General features: G+C 59.9%; 21 protein-coding genes. 18 read left to right on the plus strand and 3 right to left on the minus strand.

The features are described 5' to 3' along the window. Positions 1-14 precede the first annotated feature (14 nt). The 6 genes from gnd to J2D73_RS05435 are packed head-to-tail and all read left to right on the plus strand — an operon-like array spanning position 15 to position 4,778. A complete protein-coding gene (gene gnd, locus J2D73_RS05410) occupies positions 15-1,013 on the plus strand; it encodes a phosphogluconate dehydrogenase (NAD(+)-dependent, decarboxylating) (protein ID WP_243429679.1) in 999 nt (332 codons plus the stop codon). 43 nt (positions 1,014-1,056) lie between these two features. After that, on the plus strand, positions 1,057-1,935 hold the full coding sequence (locus J2D73_RS05415; protein WP_207880128.1) for a Cof-type HAD-IIB family hydrolase: 879 nt from the start codon (positions 1,057-1,059) through the stop codon (positions 1,933-1,935). Beyond that, a complete protein-coding gene (locus tag J2D73_RS05420; protein WP_341535026.1) occupies positions 1,932-2,765 on the plus strand; it encodes an HAD family hydrolase in 834 nt (277 codons plus the stop codon). The genes J2D73_RS05415 and J2D73_RS05420 overlap by 4 nt, the downstream gene beginning before the upstream one ends. Next, positions 2,762-3,505, plus strand: coding sequence for a 6-phosphogluconolactonase (pgl, locus tag J2D73_RS05425; protein ID WP_207880130.1), 744 nt, complete (start codon positions 2,762-2,764; stop codon positions 3,503-3,505). The genes J2D73_RS05420 and pgl overlap by 4 nt, the downstream gene beginning before the upstream one ends. Beyond that, complete coding sequence (gene rpiA / locus J2D73_RS05430; protein ID WP_026398637.1) at positions 3,499-4,209, plus strand: ribose-5-phosphate isomerase RpiA; 711 nt, start codon at positions 3,499-3,501, stop codon at positions 4,207-4,209. Before pgl ends, rpiA begins: the two co-directional genes overlap by 7 nt. After that, entirely contained in the window at positions 4,206-4,778 is a 573-nt protein-coding gene (locus J2D73_RS05435; RefSeq protein ID WP_243429680.1) for a gluconokinase, read from the plus strand. The genes rpiA and J2D73_RS05435 overlap by 4 nt, the downstream gene beginning before the upstream one ends. 36 nt (positions 4,779-4,814) lie before the next feature. On the opposite strand, the gene J2D73_RS05440 is transcribed toward J2D73_RS05435, so the two are convergent. From J2D73_RS05440 to hemC, 3 genes are all read right to left on the minus strand, one after another. Next, positions 4,815-6,230, minus strand: a complete 1,416-nt coding sequence (locus J2D73_RS05440) for a M20/M25/M40 family metallo-hydrolase (RefSeq protein WP_207880404.1) — start codon at positions 6,228-6,230, stop codon at positions 4,815-4,817. Between the two features lie 112 nt (positions 6,231-6,342). Beyond that, a complete protein-coding gene (locus tag J2D73_RS05445; protein ID WP_207880132.1) occupies positions 6,343-7,131 on the minus strand; it encodes a uroporphyrinogen-III synthase in 789 nt (262 codons plus the stop codon). Continuing rightward, positions 7,128-8,195, minus strand: coding sequence for a hydroxymethylbilane synthase (gene hemC, locus J2D73_RS05450; RefSeq protein ID WP_026398640.1), 1,068 nt, complete (start codon positions 8,193-8,195; stop codon positions 7,128-7,130). Before hemC ends, J2D73_RS05445 begins: the two co-directional genes overlap by 4 nt. Before the next feature lie 102 nt (positions 8,196-8,297). Between hemC and tsaD the strand changes: the two genes are divergently transcribed. The 12 genes from tsaD to J2D73_RS05510 all read left to right on the plus strand — a co-directional run bounded on the left by tsaD (position 8,298) and on the right by J2D73_RS05510 (position 23,172). Beyond that, complete coding sequence (gene tsaD, locus J2D73_RS05455) at positions 8,298-9,368, plus strand: tRNA (adenosine(37)-N6)-threonylcarbamoyltransferase complex transferase subunit TsaD (protein ID WP_341535032.1); 1,071 nt, start codon at positions 8,298-8,300, stop codon at positions 9,366-9,368. A gap of 122 nt (positions 9,369-9,490) precedes the next feature. Beyond that, positions 9,491-10,639, plus strand: coding sequence for a YVTN family beta-propeller repeat protein (locus J2D73_RS05460; RefSeq protein WP_408736827.1), 1,149 nt, complete (start codon positions 9,491-9,493; stop codon positions 10,637-10,639). 192 nt (positions 10,640-10,831) lie between these two features. Next, positions 10,832-11,410 carry a hypothetical protein gene (locus J2D73_RS05465; protein WP_207880138.1) on the plus strand — a complete coding sequence of 193 codons (579 nt, stop codon included), beginning with the start codon at positions 10,832-10,834 and terminating at the stop codon, positions 11,408-11,410. Positions 11,411-11,492: 82 nt separating this feature from the next. Then, positions 11,493-11,945 (plus strand): hypothetical protein, encoded by a 453-nt coding sequence (locus J2D73_RS05470; protein ID WP_207880140.1) that lies wholly within the window; start codon positions 11,493-11,495, stop codon positions 11,943-11,945. A 3-nt stretch (positions 11,946-11,948) separates the two neighbouring features. Continuing rightward, entirely contained in the window at positions 11,949-12,275 is a 327-nt protein-coding gene (locus J2D73_RS05475; protein ID WP_207880141.1) for a hypothetical protein, read from the plus strand. A gap of 201 nt (positions 12,276-12,476) precedes the next feature. Next, positions 12,477-14,093 carry a S10 family peptidase gene (locus tag J2D73_RS05480; protein ID WP_408736823.1) on the plus strand — a complete coding sequence of 539 codons (1,617 nt, stop codon included), beginning with the start codon at positions 12,477-12,479 and terminating at the stop codon, positions 14,091-14,093. A 247-nt stretch (positions 14,094-14,340) separates the two neighbouring features. After that, positions 14,341-15,219 (plus strand): ferredoxin--NADP reductase, encoded by an 879-nt coding sequence (locus J2D73_RS05485; protein ID WP_207880145.1) that lies wholly within the window; start codon positions 14,341-14,343, stop codon positions 15,217-15,219. Between the two features lie 30 nt (positions 15,220-15,249). Then, entirely contained in the window at positions 15,250-16,647 is a 1,398-nt protein-coding gene (gorA, locus tag J2D73_RS05490) for a glutathione-disulfide reductase (protein WP_207880147.1), read from the plus strand. A gap of 188 nt (positions 16,648-16,835) precedes the next feature. After that, positions 16,836-18,221, plus strand: a complete 1,386-nt coding sequence (locus tag J2D73_RS05495; RefSeq protein ID WP_207880149.1) for an ammonium transporter — start codon at positions 16,836-16,838, stop codon at positions 18,219-18,221. Between the two features lie 148 nt (positions 18,222-18,369). Then, entirely contained in the window at positions 18,370-18,891 is a 522-nt protein-coding gene (locus J2D73_RS05500; RefSeq protein ID WP_243429681.1) for a hypothetical protein, read from the plus strand. Between the two features lie 264 nt (positions 18,892-19,155). Continuing rightward, positions 19,156-22,587: a Hint domain-containing protein gene (locus tag J2D73_RS05505; RefSeq protein ID WP_207880151.1), complete on the plus strand. Its 3,432-nt coding sequence runs from the start codon at positions 19,156-19,158 to the stop codon at positions 22,585-22,587. Between the two features lie 339 nt (positions 22,588-22,926). Next, positions 22,927-23,172, plus strand: a complete 246-nt coding sequence (locus J2D73_RS05510) for a (2Fe-2S)-binding protein (RefSeq protein WP_207880153.1) — start codon at positions 22,927-22,929, stop codon at positions 23,170-23,172. Positions 23,173-23,253: the final 81 nt, after the last annotated feature.

Below are 23,253 nucleotides of genomic sequence, written 5' to 3' on the forward strand. Positions count from 1 at the left end.
AAAGGATCAGACAAATGCAGATCGGAGTTGTTGGTCTGGGACGCATGGGCGGGAATATCGCAGTGCGTCTCACGCGGCATGGCCACGATGTTGTCGTGTTCGATAATTCTGCGGATACCGTAGAGAAAATCGTTTCGCGCGCGGAGAATGGGCGTGCGGTCGGCGCGTCGAGCCTTGCCGAGTTGGCGTCCAAGCTGAACGGGCCTAAGAAAGTCGTGTGGCTGATGCTGCCGGCCGGGCAGATCACGGAAGACGCCGTAAAGACGTGCGGCGAACTGCTCGGTAATGGCGACATCGTGATTGATGGTGGCAACAGCTACTACAAGGACGATATTCGTCGCGCTGCGGAACTGAGCAAGAACGGCATTGACTACGTCGACGTCGGTACGTCGGGCGGCGTCTGGGGTCTCGATCGCGGGTATTGCATGATGTATGGCGGCACGCAGGAAGCTGCCGACCATATAGATCCGATCCTGAAGGCGTTGGCGCCGGGCAAGGGCGACATTCCGCCCACGCCGGGGCGGGACCGTGATGGTCTGGACGAGCGTGCGGAGCAGGGGTACCTGCACTGCGGTCCGGCCGGGTCGGGCCATTTTGTGAAAATGGTTCATAACGGCATCGAATATGGGATGATGCAGGCGTTCGCAGAGGGCTTCGACGTCATGAAGTCCAAGGACTCGCCGTTGCTGCCGGACGATCAGCGCTTCTCGCTCAACATGGCCGATATTGCCGAAGTCTGGCGTCGCGGTAGCGTCGTTTCGTCATGGCTACTCGATCTCACCGCGCAGGCGATGGCGAAAAACGGAGAGTTGTCTGAATTCTCCGGGCAAGTTCAGGATTCTGGTGAGGGTCGCTGGACCATTGAAGCCGCCATCGAGGAATCCGTACCGGTGCCGGTGATGACGGCTGCCTTGTTCACACGCTTCCGTTCGCGCACTGGCAACAATTACGCCGAGAAGGTGTTGTCGGCTATGCGCTTTGGGTTCGGCGGCCACGTCGAAACCAAAAACTGACGAAGGCGGGTAAGGGCATGCGCGCGGAGCGAGAGAGTCTGTCATGAAGAGCGACGATCAAGCCCGGCGCGAGGCCAAGCCCGCGCCGACCGAGAACGTTCGACTTGTCGTCAGCGATATGGACGGCACGCTGCTGACGCCAAAAAAGCAGGTCACTCCCGCCACGCTGGCGGCGATCGGGCAGCTGCGGGAGGCTGGCGTTCCTGTCTGCCTCGTCAGTAGCCGCCCGCCTCCGGGGATCTCGATGTATTTCGAGGCGCTGGGGCTGAAAACACCTTATGCAGGACTTAACGGGGCCATCGTCTTTGACGCTGAAGGGCGAACGGTGTCGAGTCTGGCTTTGCCGCAGGACGCCCTGCGTGACGCGCTTGATATGCTGAACGTTCACGGGGTGGACGCCTGGTTATTTTGCGGCTCTGACTGGATCGTAGGCGACGTGACCGGGGCGTATGTGCAGCACGAACAGGCTGCGATCCGGGTCGAACCGATCGTCGCGAGCGAGGGTTTCGATCCCTGGGTGGACAAAGTAGGCAAATTGGCGGGATCGAGCAGCGATTACGACCTTCTCGCTCGGCTGGAAGGCGAGATCGGCGCGTTGCTTGAGGGGCGCGCTCATGTTGCGCGATCATCACCGTATTATCTCGATATTACCCCGGAACAGGCGACAAAAGGTTATGCGCTGAAGCAGCTCGCTGCCATGTTCGGCATTGAGCCGCATGAGGTCGCCTGTCTCGGAGACATGCGCAACGATATTGCGATGTTCGAGGTCGCGGGGCTGTCCATCGCGATGGGTAACGCCACGGACGAGGTCGCATCCTACGCTCACGTTCGTACTGCGAGTAACGAAGACGAAGGCTGGGCTCGCGCCATTGAAACCTATGTGTTGCCAAGAGTGGCGGGAGCGAAGGGCTCGTCGTCGTGACGCCCGCCGGCGGTCGTGCTGCGTCAGACATCAGGCTGGTCCTGAGCGACGTGGACGGCACGCTGGTGACGCATGAAAAGATACTGACGGATCGGGCCGTCGCCGCTGTGCAAAAACTCCACGACAGGGGAATACTTTTCGCCATTACTTCGGGCCGTCCGCCGAAGGGTATGGAGATGTTGTTTGATCCATTAAGCCTTGGGACCCCAGTTGCGGGTTTTAATGGCGGCCTGATGGTCAATCGTGATTTCTCGGTCGTTCAATCGCTGACTTTGCCGCCGGATATCGTCAGGAAGACAGTTGCGCTGATGCGCGAAGGTGGGGCGGATGTCTGGATCTACCAAGGCAACGACTGGATTGTACCTGACGCGGGTTACCCGCATGTTGCGCGAGAGCAGTGGACAGTAAAATTCGCCCCCACCGTGCGTGACGATATTCCCGACATCACAGACGGCGTCGTCAAAATTACAGGGGTCAGTGACGATCCCGATCTGATGAAGCGGCTGGAGGCGACCGTGCAGGGAGCGCTCGGAGCCAACGCATCAGCGGCGTTGTCTCAACCATATTATCTGGATGTCACACATTCCGACGCGAACAAGGGCGGCGTAGTTCGCGCTCTTTCAAGGCTCCTTGATATCCCGGCGGGGATGATCGCGACGCTGGGTGATCAACCGAACGACATACCGATGTTTCAGGTCTCCGGCCTTTCCATAGCAATGGGGCAGGCGGTCAACGCCGTAAGGGGGGCCGCGACATATGTGTCGGAATCCAGCGAGGCGGAAGGCTTTGCTATCGGAATTGAGCGTTATATTTTAGGAGAATTATTATGAGCGGGCACGACGTGATGTCGGCGGGTCAAATTGTCCTCGACGATGCGGAGGCGATTGCGCGGCGGGCGGCTGACTTTCTGCTCGAACAGGCATTGGCGGCAAAGGGTGTTTTTCGCGTCGCGCTATCGGGCGGATCGACGCCGAAGCGGCTCTATGCCCTGATGGCGGCTCCCGAGTATGCAGCGCAGTTTCCCTGGGGCCGCGTACAGTTTTTTTTCGGCGACGACCGGTTTGTTCCAGCGGATTCCCCTGACAGTAATCGGGGCATGGTGCAGTCCATTCTTTTTTCTCGCGTTCCCGCGCCTGTCGACGCCATCTTTCCGATGCCCGATCAGGGCGATCCGGATGCGGCGGCGTGGGCATACGAAGCAAGCCTGAAAACGGCTTACGGCGCCGAGGCGCTGGAGCCCGACCGCCCGCTTTTTGATGTCGTGTTTCTGGGCCTCGGGGAGAACGGCCACACGGCTTCCCTCTTTCCTCGTCAGCCGGTGCTGGAGGAACGCACGCGGTGGGTCGCTCCCTGCGTTCCGGACGACGCCCCGCACACTCGCCTGACATTGACGTATCCCGCTATCGCCTCCAGTCGCTTTGTGCTTTTCCTCGTTACGGGGGCTTCCAAAGCGGAGGTTTACGCCCGGGTGCGGGCAGGCGATCCGGCAGAGCCTGCAAGCCATATAACGTCGGAAGGGCGGATCGAGTGGCTTGTTGACGCCGCCGCCGCCGGGGAGGTCGTATCGTGAGCATGTCTTCTGAGCAGGCTGCGGAATACAAAAGGCATGCGGCCGAACTGGCTGCGGAAATGGTCGAAGACGGAATGGTCGTCGGGCTTGGCACAGGCAGCACGGCCGCATTCGCCGTCGCCGCGTTGGGACGGCGTTATCGCGAGGGACTGCGCTTCGTCGGTGTGCCGACGTCGCTCGCCACGGAGCATCAGGCGCGGGAACTTGGAATTCCTCTGTCCGGCTTTGGCGAGCATGAGCGGGTCGATCTGACGATAGACGGCGCCGACGAGGTGCAACGCGGCACGTTGAATCTGATCAAGGGACTTGGCGGCGCCCTCTTGCGCGAAAAAATCGTGGCCTCGGCGTCCGATCGGCTCGTGATCGTCGCCGATGAGAGCAAGCTGGTCGACGGCCTTGGCGAGCACAGCCTGTTGCCCGTGGAGGTGACGCCGTTCGGCTGGGAGGCGACGGCGCGGCGGCTGGCGGAGGTCGGGGCGCATGTTTCTCCGCGGCGCTCGCGCGCAGGGGACCTCTTCATAAGCGACGGCGGCAATCTGATTCTCGATTGCCATTTTGAAGGGATCGACGATCCGGCGGCGACTGAACTGGCGATCGGTTCCATCGTCGGCGTCGTCGAAAGCGGCCTGTTCATCGGTATGGCGAGCGAGGCGGTTATCGCCGGGCCGACCGGCGTCGCACGCCTTCACGTGGCGGCGCAATGACGGCGGCATCAATGAAGGCGGGTTCGTTTCCGTTCGCGGAGGGGTTGGCGCCGCGTATCGTCGTTGTGATGGGCGTTTCCGGAACCGGAAAGAGCACGGTTGCGGACGGGTTGCACAACCTTCTTGGCTGGCCGTTTCAGGAAGGCGACGCCCTGCACCCCAAAAGCAATGTCGAAAAGATGGCGGCTGGCGTTCCATTGACTGACGAAGATCGCTGGCCGTGGCTGGATACGTGCCGTGACTGGATATCCGAACGGGCGAAGGAAGGGCGCGGCGGCGTCCTGACCTGCTCGGCCCTCAAGCGAATCTACCGCGACAGATTGCGGTCGAGCGGTGTGGATATTACGTTTCTTTTTCTCGCTATTCCGGAAGATGTTATCTCTGCGCGCTTGCAGAGGCGTGAGGGTCACTTCATGCCGGCCAGCCTGCTGCCCAGCCAGTTCGCGACGCTGGAGGAGCCGGACGCAGATGAACATGTGCTGGTCCTTCCTCTCACCCCGACGCCTGCCGAGCAGATCGCAGATGCTGTAGAGGCGCTTCGACAGGATCAGATCGTTCGGTCTCGCTAAAGCATGCGGTCGAGGGTTCACCCCCGACCGAGTTGGTCATTGGGCGGCGTAGAGCTTGACCACCTCGTAGAGAAAACGCCGTCCGTCCAGTAGCGACTGCTTGCGGATATGTTCGTTCAACCCGTGGGCGTTATTGCCCTCTGGTCCGGCAAGCATACCGGAGAGCCCGTAGGTGGGCGTGCTGGTGCTGTTGAGATACGATCCATCCGTTGCGCCGGTTGAGAGCGTCGGCAACACTACGATTCCGGGCCAGATCGTTTCTGCGACTTTATTCGCCGGGTTCAGGATATGGTCGGCGATGGGCGGCAGTTTGGGGCGTGACGGAGATCCGTCCACGATTTTTATAGAAATTCCCGGATCGTCCATGACTTGCGTGAGCGTCTTCTGAATTTCGTCGTTTCCTGTTCCCGGCAGGATACGACAGTTAACATTCACCGTGACGCGTTGCGGCAACGCGTTATCCGCGTGGCCGCCGGAGATCATGGTCGGCACGCAAGTCGTGCGGATCATGCCGTTCCACGAAGGGTTCGCGCGCCATAAACGTGCGGCGGCCTCATTGTCCGGCGGTGCGGCAAGGATCGCGCGCATATCTCGGGCGACGTCGGGGGTGGCGTGGAGCGCTTCTGTCTGGAAATAACGGCGGGTCGTGTCGTTTATAGAAATAGGAAATTCGTAAGCGCCAAGTTTCGCAAGAGCCTGGGACATGCGGACGATCGCTGTGCCTTCGTAGCGAGGGCGAGAGCTGTGGCCGCCGGGATCGTTTAAGGTCAATTCGAAATCAGTGTAGACTTTTTCTCCAGCCTGAACCTCAAGGGTTTTTGGTTTTCCATTTTCGTCATACTGCCCGTGCGCGCCTTCATTCAGCGCAAATTCGGCGTCAAGCAAATCAGGATGCGCCGAAAGAAGCCAGGCGACGCCGTCAGTCTCGCGCGATGTCTCTTCGCCGCAAGTCAGAGCCAGCCGGATCGTCCGTTTCGGTCTGAAACCTTCTTCCCGATATCGGATCATTGCGTCGGTGAACGACGACGCCATCGCCTTGTCGTCCGATGAACCGCGCGCATAGTACACGCCTTTATCTTCTACAAGCTTGAACGGATCGCGTTTCCAGTCTGCCGCCTTGGCCTCTACGACGTCGATATGCGCGAGCAGGAGGATCGGCTTCAGCTTCAGGTCGGAGCCGGGAAGCGTTGCGATCAGATCGCCAGAACGCGGCAGGTTCGGCGGGACGAGTATTTGGACGTCGCCATTCGTGTATCCGGCTTGAAGCAGGCGCGCCCGCATCCTTTCAACTGCGAGGGTGCAACTGCCGGAGGAAAGCGTCGTGTTGGTTTCGACAAGCTCCTTGTAAAGCGAGAGAAATCTCGTCTCGCTGGCGTCCGCGCCGCGCGCTGTCCCGAGCGGGACGGACGCAAGAACAGAGAACGAGGCCAGTGCTGCCAAGCGACCGATCATTGTTTTCAAAAGCGGGTTCCCTACGCTTTACCGTTCGTAATTCATCGAAGTCACACGGAGAGCGACGATATCGTTACGATTTCGAACGTCAATGACGCCACAAGAACGGGATTTATGCGCCGCCCGCTGCAGGCTGTTCCTTGTGAAGAACGGTTTCGAGGGCGTTCAACATACTCTCTGCGTCCGGGTGGGCAGCGACCGCAACAGTTCTGAACCCACCAGCTCTCATGATCGCCGCCGTGTTCTCGGAGATCGCGACGCCAGTCAGGTCGGACACCCGTATCTCCGCCAGTTCCAGAGCCCGGATGGTCGCGGCGGCGCTTCTAGCGGAATACGCCATCACGACGTCGATTTTTCCGCGGTGCAGTGCGTCCGCCACGGAGGCAGGCAGGCCTTTGACGGCAACGGCCGCATACGCCACACGCCTGCGCACCGTGTATCCAGCCGCTCTGAGAGCTCGCGCCAAAGGCAGGCCCTGAGCCTCGCCTGAAAGCAGCAGGAGGGGACCCTCCTCGGGAGTTAGAGTTGCGGCGACAAGCCGGAAAAGATCGCTGGCGTTCCCGTTCGCGCTGATCGTGGTCTTGAAACCGGCTCGTTCGACCGTTTGCGCGGTGGCGTCGCCAACGGTGAAGACCTGTGTGGAGGCTGGCAGCGTGGCAGAAAGAGCGTCCACCGCCTGTCCGCTGGTGAGAATTGCAGCGGCGACGCCCTGTTGCGGTTTCACGCAGCGGGGAGCGATGGCGAGCGCTGGCGCTGCGTATGGGCGCCAACCGCGTTCGCGGAGGAGCTCCATGGTTTCGGAGAGGCCCGGCTCCGGCCGTGTGACGAGGACGCCGCGATGATCAACCCGCCGCGCCGTCGCCTGTTTCGGCGCGCGGTCGCGATCGCGGCCATCGTTCATTCGGTAAAGATGTGCGCAGGGCTGTCCACGCGAAGGCTGCGGGCGAGTTCACGCCCGAGACGTTCGGCGTCGGCGGGAGCGCCGGAAGTTTCGCGGCGCAGCAGAAATGTCCCGTCTTCCGAGGCGACGAGTCCGGTCAGATGCAGCGTCGCCTTCCCGCCCGCGGGGGCAGGGAGCAGTCGCGCGAATCCACCGATCGGTGTGCGGCAGGATCCGTCCAGTTCCGCAAGCAGGGCGCGCTCCGCCGTGGAGACGGCGCGGGCTTCGTAATCCTCGATGGCGGCGAGAAGCTCGCGAAGCTCGATGTCGCTCTCGCGCACCGTGACGCCGACAATGCCTTGCCCGGCGGAAGGGACCATCACGTCCGGCTCCAGCACGACCGACGCGCGATCCTCCATCCCCAACCGGCGAAGACCGGCAAGAGCCAGGAGCGTGGCGTCGCATTGCCGTGCGGCGAGTTTGTCGAGACGCGTCTGGACGTTGCCGCGCAGCAGCCCGAACCGCAGGTCGGGGCGCACATGAAGCATCTGCGCCTGCCTGCGGACTGAAGCGCAGCCAATGAGGGCGCCGTGCGGAAGCGCGGAATACGGATCGTTCGGGTCCGCAGGCGTAAGGCCGGGACCGAGGATCAGGGCGTCCCGTGCGTCTTCGCGCCGCATGGTGCACGCCAGAACGAGTCCGTCCGGCAAGGTCGTCTCAAGGTCCTTCAGGCTGTGGACCGCGAAGTCGATGCGGCCGTCCTGCAGCGCCTCATGAATCTCTTTGGCGAACAGTCCCTTGCCGCCGATTTCCGCAAGTGCGCGGTTCTGGACCTGATCGCCGGTCGTGTTGATCTGGTGTTCCTGAAACGCGTTCATGTCGCGCAGGACCGGGCAGAAGCGCGTCAGGCGCGTAAGGAAGGCGCGGGTCTGCCACAGCGCGAGCGGCGATCCCCTCGTGCCGACGCGGAGCGGTAGCAACCGTCGGTGATGCGTCACCACGGTCTTCTGGCGTGCGGCTGCCTCGGCGGCTACTTTTTGCAGCGCCGGGCTAAGGGCGGTATCGGACGGCTGTGCGGGAACCATAGTGGGGTGTTTATTACCGCCGTCGCGCTAAGGAAAGGTGACGTGAGCCTGAAAAGCCTCGATTTTAACGTTCATCCTCATGATAAGGGTTCTGCGCAGACTGTGCAGCTCGTCGGACCGCTGCTCGCTATCGAGTCGTCCTGCGACGAAACTGCCTGCGCGATCCTCGCGCCGGATGGCTCGGTGCTGGCTCAACGGCTGGTGTCGCAGGACGCCCACGCCGAATTCGGCGGGGTGGTTCCAGAGATCGCCGCCCGCGCGCATCTGGCGCTTCTGCCTGATCTGGCCCGACGGACCTTGCAGGACGCGACTCTTTCGCCTGCCGATGTGGCGGCCGTCGCGGCAAGCGTCGGGCCGGGGCTGATCGGCGGCCTGGTCGTGGGGACGAACTTCGCCAAGGGGCTCGCCATCGCATTGGGCAGGCCGTTCATCGCCGTGAACCATATCGAAGCCCATGCTCTCTCGGCGCGGCTGCCCGGCGTCGTGGAAGGGGGCGCGGCGTTCCCTTTTTTGCTGCTGCTGGCGTCCGGCGGGCATTGTCAGTGCCTCGCCGTAGAAGGAGTCGGACGATATCGCAGGCTGGGTGGGACGATCGATGACGCAGCGGGGGAGGCGTTCGACAAGGTCGCGAAGATGCTTGGCCTCGGCTGGCCCGGCGGTCCGGCATTGGAGAAACTTGCCAGCGAGGGTGACCCGAAAGCGTTCGCATTGCCCCGTCCGTTGAAGGGACGGGAAGGGTGCGACTTCTCGTTTTCGGGCCTGAAAACCGCGATCGCGCGCCAGATTGCGCCTTATGGCTCGGAGCCCTTGCCGCGAACCGTCGCCGCCGATCTGGCCGCGAGCTTCCAGCAGGCGGTGTCGGATGTCGTCGCCGATCGTGTGTCCAACGCCCTCGCCATGATGGACGGGCCGACATTGCTCGTCGCGGCGGGAGGTGTAGCTGCGAACAAGACCCTGCGCGCGCGGCTGACGGAGGTGGCGGAGCGGCATGGGCTGCGTTTCGCGGCCCCGCCGCTTGCCCTGTGCACAGACAACGCCGTGATGGTCGGTTGGGCCGCTCTGGAGACATGCGCGGAAGCCGCGCGTCTGGGATTGCCGGCGCTCGACGATATGCAGTTCAGACCAAGGCCGCGTTGGCCTCTCGCGGAGATGGCGGAGCGTTTCGAGGTCTGACAGACCGGCGCGCCGGAAGCGTTTGTCGCCGTCCGGCGCTGTGCTATTGGCGTCCGGTCGGAGGTCTCTGAAACATTATGATGAAAAACCGAATTCTGAGTGGCGCCCGGGTCGCGATCGCGATGCTGGGCAGCTGTGGTCTGACCGTCGCCCGTGCGCAGACGGCCCCTGTTCCCGCGCCAGCGCAAAGCGCCGTGCAGACGATCCCCGGCATGCCGCCGGTCATCGACCCGCATAACATTTATTCCGAGACGCGCCCGAGCAACATTGCGCCGGAAGTGGCCAAAGACCTGCCGCGCATTTACGTGCCGAACCTGCGCTCCGCCGACGTGTCGGTGATCGACCCGGCGACCATGACGGTCGTCGACCGCTTCCCGGTCGGCAAGAGCCCGCAGCACGTCGTCCCGTCCTGGGATCTGCGCACGCTTTGGGTCACGAACAACGCCGAAGGCACCACGAACGGAAGCCTGACGCCCATCGACCCGCGCACCGGCAAGCCGGGGCAGGCCATCCCGGTCGACGATCCCTACAACATGTATTTCACGCCGGACGGCAAGGAAGCCATCGTGGTGGCGGAGGCCCGCAAGCGCCTCGACTTCCGCGACCCGCATACGATGGAACTGCACACCTCGGTCGAGACGCCGGAGTGCAAGGGCGTCAACCACGCAGAATTCTCCATCGACGGCCATTACGCCATCTTCACCTGCGAATTCGGCGGAATGCTGGCCAAGGTCGATACGCTCAACCACAAGCTGATCGGGTATCTGAAGCTGACCGGCGGCGGGATGCCTCAGGACATTCTGGCCTCGCCCGACGCCAAGACGTTCTACGTCGCCGACATGCACGCCGATGGCGTGTTCACCGTCGATGGCGACACCTTCACGCAGACCGGCTTCATCCATACGGGTGTTGGCACGCACGGCATTTATCCCAGCCGCGACGGCAAGTTCATGTATGTGGCCAACCGCGGATCGCACAAGATTCATGGCCCGCCGCACAGCAAGGACGGCAATGTGTCGGTCATCGACTTCGCGACCAATCAGGTGGTGAGGACCTGGCCGATCCCCGGCGGCGGTAGCCCGGACATGGGCAATGTCAGCGCCGATGGAAAGCTGCTCTGGCTGTCGGGACGCTTTGACGATGTGGTTTACGCCATCGACACGGACACCGGCGCCATGAAGATCATTCCTGTGGGGGCCGAGCCGCACGGGTTGACAGTATGGCCACAGCCGGGGCGGTATTCGATCGGGCATACCGGCATTCTTCGCTGAGAAATCGATATAAAATACGCCCGGCTGAACTGCCGGGCGTATACTCGATGTGACCTAAAGCTATAGCTAGACGTCTTAGTCGAAGTTTGTATGTGAGTTCTCTTTTTTCATTGAGAAACTAAAAATCTCATGGACGGCGATGTGTTGCTCATTTATCGGTAGATAGATTGTATCTAAAAGTGGACATTTGCTGTGAGCGCATTATCGTCAGGTATTGTTGATACTGATTGGTCAAATCAAAGCAATGTCGATAGGCTTTCTGAAGTCTTATCTAGGACAAAAAAAATTGTAGGTCCTACAGCATCTGCGCAGCTGGACGTTCTCCTGTCTCGCGGAAATTTAGAGGTGATGGCTGCGTTTCTGGCGGGTTACATAGGCTTGCATTTTATTGGGGTCGGTGCGTTTGCTGACATTGTGATGGGGGTGTCTGGTTGGGTAATGATGGGTGCAGCTATCTTTACGGGGCTGGATCAACTTTATAAATTCGCTTATCTAACCTTAAGAGGCCGAACAGACCGTGATTTAAATGATGCCGCCAGATCGTTAGCGGAGGCAATAGCCACGCTTGGATTGACTGCAGTCTTAAATTTTTTGGGTGGAAAAGTAGCGCGTCGGGGCAAGGTGTCAGATGCGTTTTCTGGGAAAACAGAAAAATTCAAGTCATTTAAAGAATACTTATCAAAAAAAATAGAACAAGATGGAAATAAACCTCCAAAAACCACGTATTTGTCCTCAAAATCGGATCTAGATAGTCATAATTGGCGACCATAATGTATATGGTCAATGCGATTTTCTGGGAAACATCACCGTAACTGAAATAAAGCCACAAATAAATTTGGATACAGGTCGATACATGGTCGACGGAAGGGGAGATTTTTTGTACGAAAGAAGGCCGTATGAAGATATAAAACGTACTTATTTTCATGAAAAATTACATAGAGCGTTGACGCCTAAAGCAGATTTTTTGCGAAACTATAGAGTCACTAACAAAGCTTACTACTATAATGTAAGTTCCCTAGCTAGATACATAGAAGAAGCGCTCGCTCAAAGTTATGGTCACATGAAAGTCGATGGCTTTTCATGGAATTCTATAAAAAGTGGTTTGGTTTTTCCTGTAAAAAACGGATATGTGTCTTGGACCCAAAAAAGTCAGGACGCAAGAGGCGAATTGAGGGGGCTTGGTGTGATTCCCGAAACGGGACACCTTCTATATCAAGCATATTTTAAAGGAGTTCTGTTTGAAATTTTTTTCTACCCGGCGACGCCGAAAGATAGTGACAAACTGATCGTGCTCGGAAACCGTTAAGGGATGTTAAAAAAAATCCTTCATCGCTTTAAGGAGATATTTTCTGATGGAAAAATATCACACATAACAAGATTATCAAAGGACGAAGCGTTATTAATTGCGCAAAATTGGATTGATCCAAATACTGGAAGTCGAATTTTTACGCATGAAACGCCGATGTTAATCGTAGAGTTAGTGTACAACAAAGAAAAAAAAGCTTTTTGGACCGCTTATCAATTGGTTCATGACGCGGATTTGCGTTTGTATATTGATGATGAAACCGGGGATGTGAGTGTGTCTGGCTCCGATTACATACCAATGTCAAAGCGGGAATATACTCAGGATAATTAATTGATAATGTTTATTATTTATCGTGATAATAAATACAGCTAAAATAAAGAAATGGCTGCCTCAACTCAGATCGTTGACGTCTCTTCCGCCCCTTGGGTCTTGCCACGGTCTCCCATACACTCGCGATTTCGGTGCGTGTATGGGAGTGTGAGTGTGCATAAAACGCTGCAGTCGATTGGCGGAATTAGCGTAGGTTCTTTCGTGAAAAGCCTTTTTTTCTCGACCTTCTTGCTCTCGACCGCAGTCTTGGCTGCTGACGGGGATAAGCCCATCAAGACCGGCGCGGAAGCCACGCATCCTGCGGACGACGCCTTCTCCTTCAAACCCCAGCAGAAAGTAACCGAAGGCAGCGTCACTATTCGCGGCCAGCATGTCGCCTATCAGGCTGTAGCGGGCACGCTGATCGTCCACCCCAAAGGCTATGACGACGCAGCGCCGGAGCGGACGACGAAGCCCGAAGAGCTTCCGGTCGCGTCGATGTTCTACGTGGCCTACTTCAAGAAGGGCGCTCCTGCGGCGTCCCGACCGATCACCTTCGTCTATAACGGCGGCCCCGGTTCTGCGACGGTTTGGCTGCATATGGGCGCTTTCGGGCCGAAGCGTATCCAGACGGCGGATGACACGCATACGCCCGCAGCGCCTTACAAGCTGATCGACAACGACGACAGCCTTCTGGACGTGACCGATCTCGTGTTCATCGATGCGCCAGGCACGGGGTTCGGCCGTCTTGGCGGCAAGGACAAGGAGAAGGCGTTTTACGGCACTGACCCGGACGCACGCGCCTTCACCGATTTTATTGCGCAGTTCCTCGGGCGCTACAATCGCTACAACTCGCCGAAATTCCTGTTCGGCGAGAGCTATGGCACGACGCGTTCCGCCATCGTCGCGAACATGCTGGCTCAGGACAAGAGCATCGACCTGAACGGCGTGATGCTGCTGTCGCAGATCCTGAACTACGACAACACGATCGATCGTCCGCAGGCCAATCCGGGCATGGACCTGCCCTATATCCTCGCGCTGCCGAGCTTCGCCGCGACGGCTTGGTATCACAAGAAACTGTCGCCGATGCCTGCGGACCTGCCGACGTTCCTGAAGGAAGTCGAGCATTTCGCGACAGGCGATTACACGTCAGCGTTGCAGCAGGGGACGGCGTTGCCGGAGGCCGCGTTCAATACGATCGCGGAGAAGCTGCATGGCTACACGGGTTTGCCGGTCGACTATATCAAGCGCGCCAACCTGCGCGTGAACGGCGGCGAGTTCGAAAAGACATTGCTTGGGGCTGACGACAGCGACACCGGGCGTCTGGACAGCCGCTTCTCCGGCTACGCCATCGACCCGCTGTCGCAGACGCCGTCTTATGACCCGATGGGTTCGGCGCTCGGCTCGGCCTATCTGTCGGCGTTCAACGATTATGCCCGGACGACGCTGCATTACGGCGGGGACGACCCGACCGGCCCGTATCAGGAGTACAAACCCAGCGCGCATTCGATATCGATCTGGTCGTTCCATCACGAACAGCCCGATATGCCGTCCTCGAAACGCGGCGTGCCGAACGTCCTGCCGGATCTGGCGATGGCGATGAAGACCAATCCCAGCCTGAAGGTGCAGCTCAATCAGGGGTATTTCGATCTCGGCACGCCGTATTTCGAGGGCGTCTACGAGATGAGCCACCTGCCTATCCCACGAGCGCTGGCGGGTAACATCGAAATCCACCAATACATGTCGGGGCATATGGTTTACACGCACGCGCCAGCGTTAAAAGAGTTGCATGACAACGCCGCAGCGTTTATCCGACGCAACGACAACCTGCCGCACTGAAGAAATTCCGGGCGGGAAGGGCGCTGACGCCAGACGGCGGCGCGCCTTTCGGGCGCCTGTCCTGCTCTTCGCGCGGGGCGGCGTCCGGAAAATGGAGCTGGCGCAGGTGGGGGCTTGCCCGTAAAACCACCAGCCACATTCGACTGCCACCCCGGCGAAACGCGTGTCGGGCGGGGACGCGTGTTGCGTCGCCAGCCCGGTGTCATGAACGCGGTAATTTCGCCTCAACCCGGGAGAGTTCCGGTTCATGCCCGAAACGCTGACACGCCTCGCCGCCGATCTGGCCCCCTCCGGCATCGTTCCGGTCGACGGGCATGAAGGCCTCTGGCATCTGCCGGAGCCCACGAAAGAATACGCGCATCTGTATCCGGCGAAGGTGCTGACGGTTCATCACTGGACCGACCGGCTGTTCAGCTTCACGACGACCCGCGACCCGGCGTTGCGCTTCGAGAACGGGCAGTTCGCGATGATCGGCATCGAGGTGGACGGCAAGCCGCTGCTTCGCGCCTACTCCATCGCCTCCGCGAACTACGAAGACCACCTGGAGTTCCTCTCCATAGCCGTGCCTGATGGCCCGCTGACCTCCCGCCTGCGCCATGTGAAGGTGGGGGACACGGTTCTGATCGGACGCAAGCCAGTAGGCACCCTGCTTCTGGACAATCTGCGCCCAGGGCGGAATCTGTATTTCCTGTCGACGGGAACTGGCCTCGCGCCCTTCATGAGCCTGATCAAGGACCCGGAGTGCTACGAGCGTTACGAAAATGTCGTGCTCAGCCACACCGTTCGTATCTCCGGTGAACTGGCTTACGCGAACCATATCCGCCATGAACTGCCGCAGCACGAGTTTCTGGGCGAGGACGTCGCGAAGAAGCTTCGCTACTACCCGGCCGTCACGCGTGAGGCGTTCGCCGTCACCGACCGTATCACCACGCTGATCGAAAGCGGCAAGATTTTCGCGGACCTTGGCATTCCCGAGATCGACCCCGAGCATGACCGCGTGATGATCTGCGGCTCGCCGGAGATGCTTGCTGACACTGAGAAGCTGCTGGAGGCCCGTGGCTTTGACGAGGGTAACAATTCCCGTCCCGGCGCCTATGTGGTTGAGAAAGCGTTCGCCGAACGCTGATCGATCAACACCGCCTCCGGAGCCTGTCTTATGTCCGATAACGCCGCGTATGATGTCGACCTTCTGGTCATTGGCGCAGGTTCCGGCGGCGTTCGCTGCGCCCGCATAGCGGCGGGACATGGCGCTCGTGTCGCGATTGTCGAGGCGCGGCACTGGGGCGGCACCTGCGTCAATCTCGGCTGCGTGCCGAAGAAGCTGATGGTGCAGGCAAGCGAATACCCCGACTATGTGGCGGACAGCCATGGGTTCGGCTGGGACACGCAGCCCGGCCGTCACGACTGGAAGACGCTGATCGCCGCGAAAGATCGCGAGATCGAACGGCTCAACGGCATCTATGTATCGATGCTGGAGAAGAGCGGCGTACGGTTGATCACCGGCTTCGCCCGTTTCGAAGACGCCCATACCGTCGTTACCGAGCCGACGCCCCTTTCACCGGACGCGAAACCGGAGCGGATCACGGCTGCGAGGATCGTCGTCGCCACGGGATCGACGCCGACGAAGCTGGACATCGAAGGGGCAGATCTGGCGATCACCTCGGATGAGGTGTTTCACCTCGTCGAGATGCCGCGTCGGGTGTGCATCGTGGGCAGCGGTTACATCGGCGTGGAGTTCGCCGGCATTTTTGCAGGCCTTGGCGCTGAGGTTGACCTTGTCTATCGCCAGCCGCTGCCGTTGCGTGGCTTCGACGAGGACCTGCGTTCTGCGCTGCATATGGCGATAGACCAGCGCGGTGTCCGCCAACACGTGAAGGCCAGCCCGACCAGCATTCGACGCAATGGAGATGCTTTTGTCGTCACATTGGACAGTGGCGTCGAGATTGAAGCGGATTGCGTGATGCTGGCGACCGGTCGTCACCCCAAGACGAACGGGTTGGCGCTTGAAAAAGCAGGCGTGCGCCTGGATGATGGCGGGCGCGTCGCAGTGGATGCGGCGTCTCAGACCAGCACGCCGGATATATACGCCATTGGCGACGTGACCAATCGGATCAATCTGACTCCCGTCGCCATCGCTGAGGGGCATATTCTCGCCGACTACCTCTTTGCGGGACACGAGAGGGAATGGGCCTTCGATACAACGCCCAAGGCCGTCTTCTTCACTCCGCCGCTCGCCAGTGTTGGTCTGACGGAGGATGAGGCTACGGAACGCGGTCCTGCCGACATCTACGTCTCCAGCTTTCGCCCGATGCGTCATACGCTAAGCGGACGGGAGAGTCGCACGTTGATGAAGCTGGTGGTCGATCAGGCCAGCCAGAAGGTGGTCGGCGCGCACATGCTGGGTGAAGATGCGCCGGAATTGATGCAGGGTCTTGCGATCGCTGTGACTGCCGGTCTGCGGAAGGCGGATTTCGACCGCACCATAGGCATTCATCCGACGTCCGGCGAAGAGTTCGTCACCATGCGCTCCCGGACGCGCGTCGCCGGAGCCTGACGACCTCTGGTCGCTAAAGGCTCCGGGCAGTCCGGTGTCGCCGGGGCTTGAGCATTTCGTTTCGGATAAGCTACGTAAAGAAATTGGATTTCAGCGTCCCCGGCTGTCGGCGCGTGGACGTGTCTTGCGGGTTTAGACCGAATTCGGGCGAAAGCGCCGGTATCACGGGCAGGGAGCTTGGGGAATTAATGGGCAAAGGATTTTCCTTATTTGCGGCGCGCACGGCGCCGGCGCGACCCGCGCTGGCGTTATTCGCCGGAGCCGTCGGTTTTCTTGCGGCCGGTTCGGCGAGCGCCGCTGACGCTCCTCAGATCGACAGTGGCGACACAGCGTGGATGCTGGTGAGCACTGCGCTCGTTCTGCTTATGACGATCCCGGGCCTCGCGTTGTTCTATGCGGGCATGGTCCGCAAGAAGAACGTTCTGGCGACTGTGATGCAGAGCTTTGCGATATGCAGCATCATCACGCTGGTATGGATGATCGCAGGCTATTCTCTGACATTTTCGACCGGAACGCCTTTCATTGGCGGCCTGTCAAAGGCGTTTCTCTATACGATCGGGGATCACATCTCAAAGGGCGCGGATATTGGTTTCACGCTCGGCGCTGATTCGTCAAACGCGACGGTGATGACAATTCCCGAAAGCGTCTTCATGAGCTTCCAAATGACCTTCGCGATCATTGCTCCGGCTCTGATCGCGGGCGCCTATGCTGAGCGTATGAAGTTCTCGGCCATGTGTGTGTTCTCGGTCCTCTGGTCGCTTCTGGTCTACGCCCCGATCGCCCACTGGGTGTGGAGCCCGATCGGCTGGTTGCTGAACCTCGGCACGCTGGACTTTGCGGGCGGCACGGTCGTCCACATCAACGCAGGCGTCGCGGGCCTTGTCTGCGCGCTGGTCCTTGGGCGTCGTCGAGGGCTCGGGACGGACGACATGGCTCCGTACAACCTGACCTATGCAGTGATCGGCGCGTCGCTGCTGTGGGTCGGCTGGTTCGGGTTCAACGCCGGTTCGGCGGTCGGCGCCAACGGTCGTGCGGGCATGGCGCTGGCGACGACGCAGATCGCAGCTGCCGCCGCAGGCGTCAGCTGGATGGTCGCCGAATGGCTTCGTAGCGGCAAACCCACCGTGCTGGGCATCATCTCCGGCGCCGTGGGCGGGCTGGTCGCGATAACGCCCGCTGCCGGATTTGTCCTGCCTGGCGGCGCGCTCATTATTGGTCTGGCCACTGGCGTGATCTGCTACTGGAGCGCAACAACGCTCAAGCACGCGTTCAATTACGACGATAGCCTCGACGCCTTCGGCGTACATGGCGTCGGCGGTATCGTCGGGGCGTTGCTGACCGGGCTTCTGGCTTACGGTCCGCTCTCCGCCACGGACGCGAACCCCGGTGGTTCCTCCGGCTCTCTGCATCAGTTGCTTGTCCAGACCGAAGCCGTCGGCGTGACGATCGTTTGGTGTGGCGTGGTGACGTTCATCATCCTCAAGGTCGTCGACGTCGTGATCGGATTGCGTGTGTCAACGGAGCAGGAGCAGGAAGGTCTGGACGTCGCTCTTCACGGCGAACGTATTTCCTGATCGCCTGATCCAGTCGCTATCGGGGGCGCGCCTTTTTTGCGTCGCGCCCCTGTCGCGCGTGAGCCTGCCGCGATAGTCTTGGGAATTCGACTGACAGTGCGAGGCCAAACCTCGGCGGCGTCGGATTCAACAAGAGTGCAGGTGTCTCATGCGTCTCAGTCGTTCAATACATGCAGCAACAGTCTCTTTCGGCCTGCTTTCAGGTAGCCTTGTAGTCTTGGCTCCGGGCGCCGCCGAGGCGCTGACGGCGAAAGAGTGTCACGCCGACTTCACGGCAGCCCGCAAGGCGGGAACGCTGAACGGACAGACATATAAGGATTATAAGGTGGGGCATTGCTCCGCCACAGACGCGGCGGCTACGAGCGCTCCGGCGTCTGCGCCGGCTGCGACCGAAGCGCCTGCGGCGGCCTCATCTCAGGCTCCGGCCTCTGCGGCGCCGTCTGCCTCGACGACGGGAAGCAAGGCGGCAACCAGTTATTCAGGCAATGCAGTTTTCCCCTCCGCCGTTTCTTCCAAATATTCGTCTCTGAGTGCTGGTAAAGCGCGGATGAAAACCTGCCTTGATCAGTATCACGTGAACAAGACGAATGGTGGTAATGGCGGACTTGTCTGGATTCAAAAAGGCGGCGGTTACTACAGCCAGTGCGTGAAGCGCCTTAAAGGCGAGTAACCGGAGTCCGCGCGAACCTGACTTCTTCGCCTCCTGAAAGGAGAGGTGAGAAAGTCTCGGGTTTCAGGCGGTGAAAACAGAGCATGGTCGGCGTGGGGGCGGGCCCGTCAGATTTTCTGACGGGCTCGTTTTGTTTGTACGCGTAGGAAGGCTTCAGGAACCGCCCGTCTGTATAAGAAAAATTAGCGTTTAATCACAATAGTGAGGTTCCTGAAGATCACCGCGCGAAAGCGTTCGGTCCGATTAAGCAGCTTGGGAAATCTCATGAGCGATGTTACGCCGACCGTCATTAACTCGAACGGCTATGTAAGTTCCGGCGTCGCCACGGATGTCGTGGTGGGAAGCGGCGCGACGATCTCGTCCTTGTATGTGACGGACACAGGCGTCGCTTCAGCGACAATCGTGAGCTCCGGCGGCAACCTGTACGTCTCGTCGGGAGGCGTGGTTTCCGGAGCGGTTGTAAGTTCCGGCGGTCATCTCGGCGCCGGCACTTACGAAGGAACTGCCGCACTGGGCGCGGATGGCGTCGTCAGCGGCGCAACGGTTTTTGCAGGCGGGCAGGCGCTGATCAGCGCGGGTGGCGTCATTTATGACGCGCAGGTGGCGGGCACCCTGGAGGTAGATTCCGGCGCCGCGACTTACGATGCGGTCGTGACCGGGACGACTGCGCTGGAAATGCTGTCGAAGGGCAGTATCGATAGCGGCGCGCAGATTGGCGCCGGCGCGTCTCAGCTGATCTATGGCGCGGTGGTTAGCGGGGCGACCATCTCCGCAGCAACGCAGACGATTTACTCAGGGGGCAGCGCGCTCGCTACGACGTTGAGCGGCGTCTCTTACACCAGCAGCGGCTCGCAGGTTGTCAGCTCCGGGGGTTACGCAAGCGGGACTGTCATTGCCGACCACGGCTTTCAGGATATTGAATCTGGCGGTTCGGCATACGACACGACTGTCGCCTCTGGCGGAGAGCAGGATATCCACGCCGGGGGTGTTGTTTCCGGGGTCACTGTCGCAAGCGGCGGGTTGGGGCAGGTCTGGTTCGGCGCCACGGGTAGCGGCCTTGATATCCAAAGCGGTGGATCCGCAGTGGTTATTGGCGACGATGCTGGTGACGGTACCGGCTCAGTCAGCGGAATCACCGTTGAAAGTGGTGGAACCTTGGAAATTGAGGCGTCCATTGCCGGTGTTTCGGGAGTGGTCCTTCAAAGTGGGGGTACGCTGGCGCTGGACGCGTTTTCCGCCGGGGCTACGATGTCGCTGGCGGGGCAGGCGTTGACGGTTTCGGGCGGCGGTTTGACCGAGACGATCGATTTTGATTCATCGCAGTCTGACCTTGTTTTGTCCGATTTCGTTCTTGCTTCTGACGCGGACACCGGCGGCATGATGCTTGGCTACGTCGCATGCTTCTGCCCAGGCACGATGATCGAAACGGTCGGTGGGGAGGCGCCTGTCGAAACGCTGAGCATCGGGGATATGGTCAGGAATGCAGCCGGTGGACTGCGGCGTCTGCGGTGGATTGGGCGGCGCAGTTACTCTGCTGATTTTGTAGAAAATAACGCCAATGTTTTGCCCGTGATGATTTGTGCAGGCGCTCTGGAGGATGGCGTTCCTCGTCGCGACCTTCGTGTTTCGCCGTTTCACGCAATGTATGTCGACGGCGTTCTGGCGCCAGCAGGCGCTCTGGTGAACGGCCAGACCATCTTGCGAAGCGCCATAAACGGAGATGTCGAATACCTGCATCTGGAGTTTGACGATCATGAACTGATCGTGGCGGATGGCGCAGTGAGCGAAAGCTACGTGGAGGACGGGTCTCGGGGGATTTTTCAAAATGCCGCAGAATATAGAGCGCTGTATCCGGACGCCCGACGTGACGCACCGCTTTACTGCGCGCCGCGCGTAGAGGAGGGGGAGAAACTTGCCGAGATCCAGAAACGGTTGGCGGCGCGCGCTCGGGCTCTGAAGAGGGGCGTCTCGACCGAGTGTGAAACAATTGAGACGAACGGTCGTCAAACGGGATGTGGGGAGGAGTCTGCATCCCCGCTTCAGGGGTGGCTCGACCATGCTGACCGGAACGGCGTCAGTGGGTGGGCCTGGGACGCGGGATGTCCTTTCGAGAGCGTGGCGGTGGATATTCTGGTCAATGACGAAATCGTCGCCACCGTTACAGCAAATGCGTCCCGTCGTGACCTCGTCCAAGCGGGCATAGGTTCAGGCTGGAACGGCTTGGCCTACAGCTTCGCTGAACCTCTTGATCGCGGGCGTCGTCACCTGATCGTTGCGCGCCACGCGGGTACGGAAGAGCAACTGGCGGGATCGCCGGTCGCTCTGGAGCCAGGTCATAGCTTCGATCGGGACCTGGAGATGACGATAACCCGTGCCGTCGCAGGGCTGGACGAAACGTCAGATCGCGCTGGTATTGTGAGTTTTTTATCCAGAGAAGTTGAACGTATCCGCCACGCGGCTGCTGGCGATCATGCGGATCGTCGCGGACGAGACGACGTTTTTCAGAAACGTCGATCCAGTGGCCGGGCAGGAAGCGGGCATGTGTTGGCGCCGCGGGCTCTGGTCATTGACGAAGTTCTTCCTGTGTCGGGACGGGACGCTGGATCCGACGCGATCCTGTCTCATATTCGCTCGCTCGTTCGGCTGGGTTATCAGGTGACGGTCGCCACGCCGGGAGACGAACACTCGGCCGAGGCGGTTTCGAACCTGGAGCGGGAAGGCGTCTTCGTCGCCAAAGCTCCTTTCTACAACGCGGCGGAAGATGTGCTGCGCCTGCAGAATGGCGCATTTCAATTGGTGTACTTACATCGCTGCGGCGTAGCTTCAGCCTATGCGGGGCTTGTAAAGCGTTATCAGCCGGCAGCTCGACTTGTTTACGGTGTTGCGGATCTTCATCACCTGCGTCTTGATCGGCAGGCGCATGTGGAAGGGCGCGCAGACCTGTCGCAGATGGCCAAACGCGTTCGGACTCTTGAAGTCACAGCTGCACTTCTGACGGATGCGGTTGTGACACATTCGTCGTTTGAAGCCGAAACGTTGCGGAAGCTGGCTCCTGCGTTGAACGTTTGCGTCGCGCCCTGGGACACGGCGTATCGCGCGGTGCGGACACAGGCGGCAGAGCGTCACGATATCGTATTTCTGGGTAACTACAGCCACGCGCCGAACGAAGATGCGGCGTTGTATCTCGTGCGGGCGATCATGCCGCTGGTGTGGCGTGAACGGCCGGAAGCGCGCTGCGTGATCGCTGGCCAGGGCGCGACGCCCGCCATTTTTAAGCTATCAAAGGATTTCCACGGGGTGCATGTCGTTGGCGGCGTCAATGACCTGACAGACGATCTGTTCGAGACAGCGCGGATGACCGTCGCGCCATTGCGTTTTGGCGCAGGCATCAAGGGCAAGGTGCTCGCCAGTTTTGGCGCCGCGATTCCATGTGTGATGAGTTCAGTCGCAGCTGAAGGGCTGCCGTTGCCTGACAGGCTTCGTGGCTTGGTCTGTGACGAAGCGCAGGATTTCGCCACACAAATCATTCGTCTTTTGGGCGCGCCAGAAACCGCAGATGAACTGGGGCGCGTCGGCGTGCGGATGATACGAGATCATTACTCGGCCCAGGCAGTTGACCGCGCTTTGTCAGTAGCTTTGGGGCTGGGGCGAGTTGCGGCCCTGCCGGCGCAGCAATGTTTTCAGGAGGCAGTCTGAAGAGCAGCCTTCGTGGAAAGAAGTGCCCAATCGAATAGAGAGAATTATTCGGCCAAAGCAGAGAGTTAACGCTCAATTGGGAGCGGACTGACGAGGCTCGGGAGTTCACAAACGACCTTCCGTTTTTATCGATTGCGGCCTTTTGCTGAGAGGAGCGGGTATTGCGATTTTTTAGATGCGTGCCGGCATAGCCGGGCCGGAAATAAGGCCCGAGTTTTGTCGGTAGAGGCGGCAAGACATGCATCGTTCACAAGCGAGATCTGCTCGAGATTTGGTGATATTGCGAAGCGTTCTCATATGTGCTTTTAATGCCTCGTCTGGTGAGGTGGAAGGCGCATAATGTTCATCTGCTCCTGTAACGGTTTGACTGACAAAGATGTTCAGGCGGCAGTAGTGGCTGGCGCCACCCGTCCGACTGAGATCTACGCCGCGAAAAAATGCCGGGCTCAGTGTGGCAATTGCGTGCCGGGAGTCGTTTGCCTGCTGCGTCAGGCGCTGCAGGAGCAGAGGGCGCGTCTGGCGGATGCCGTCATCCACACGCCGTCCATGGTTGGCGTCGCCCGCGAAGCGGCGTGCCTGTCCTGACGCTGCTGCGGCTGTTTTATAAATATCGCGCGGTTTATCGGCAGGCAGTGCGGATAAACCGCGCTTTTTCATTAACGGTGG

The sequence above is a fragment of the Acetobacter sacchari genome, from assembly GCF_017377715.1.
Lineage (GTDB): Bacteria > Pseudomonadota > Alphaproteobacteria > Acetobacterales > Acetobacteraceae > Acetobacter > Acetobacter sacchari.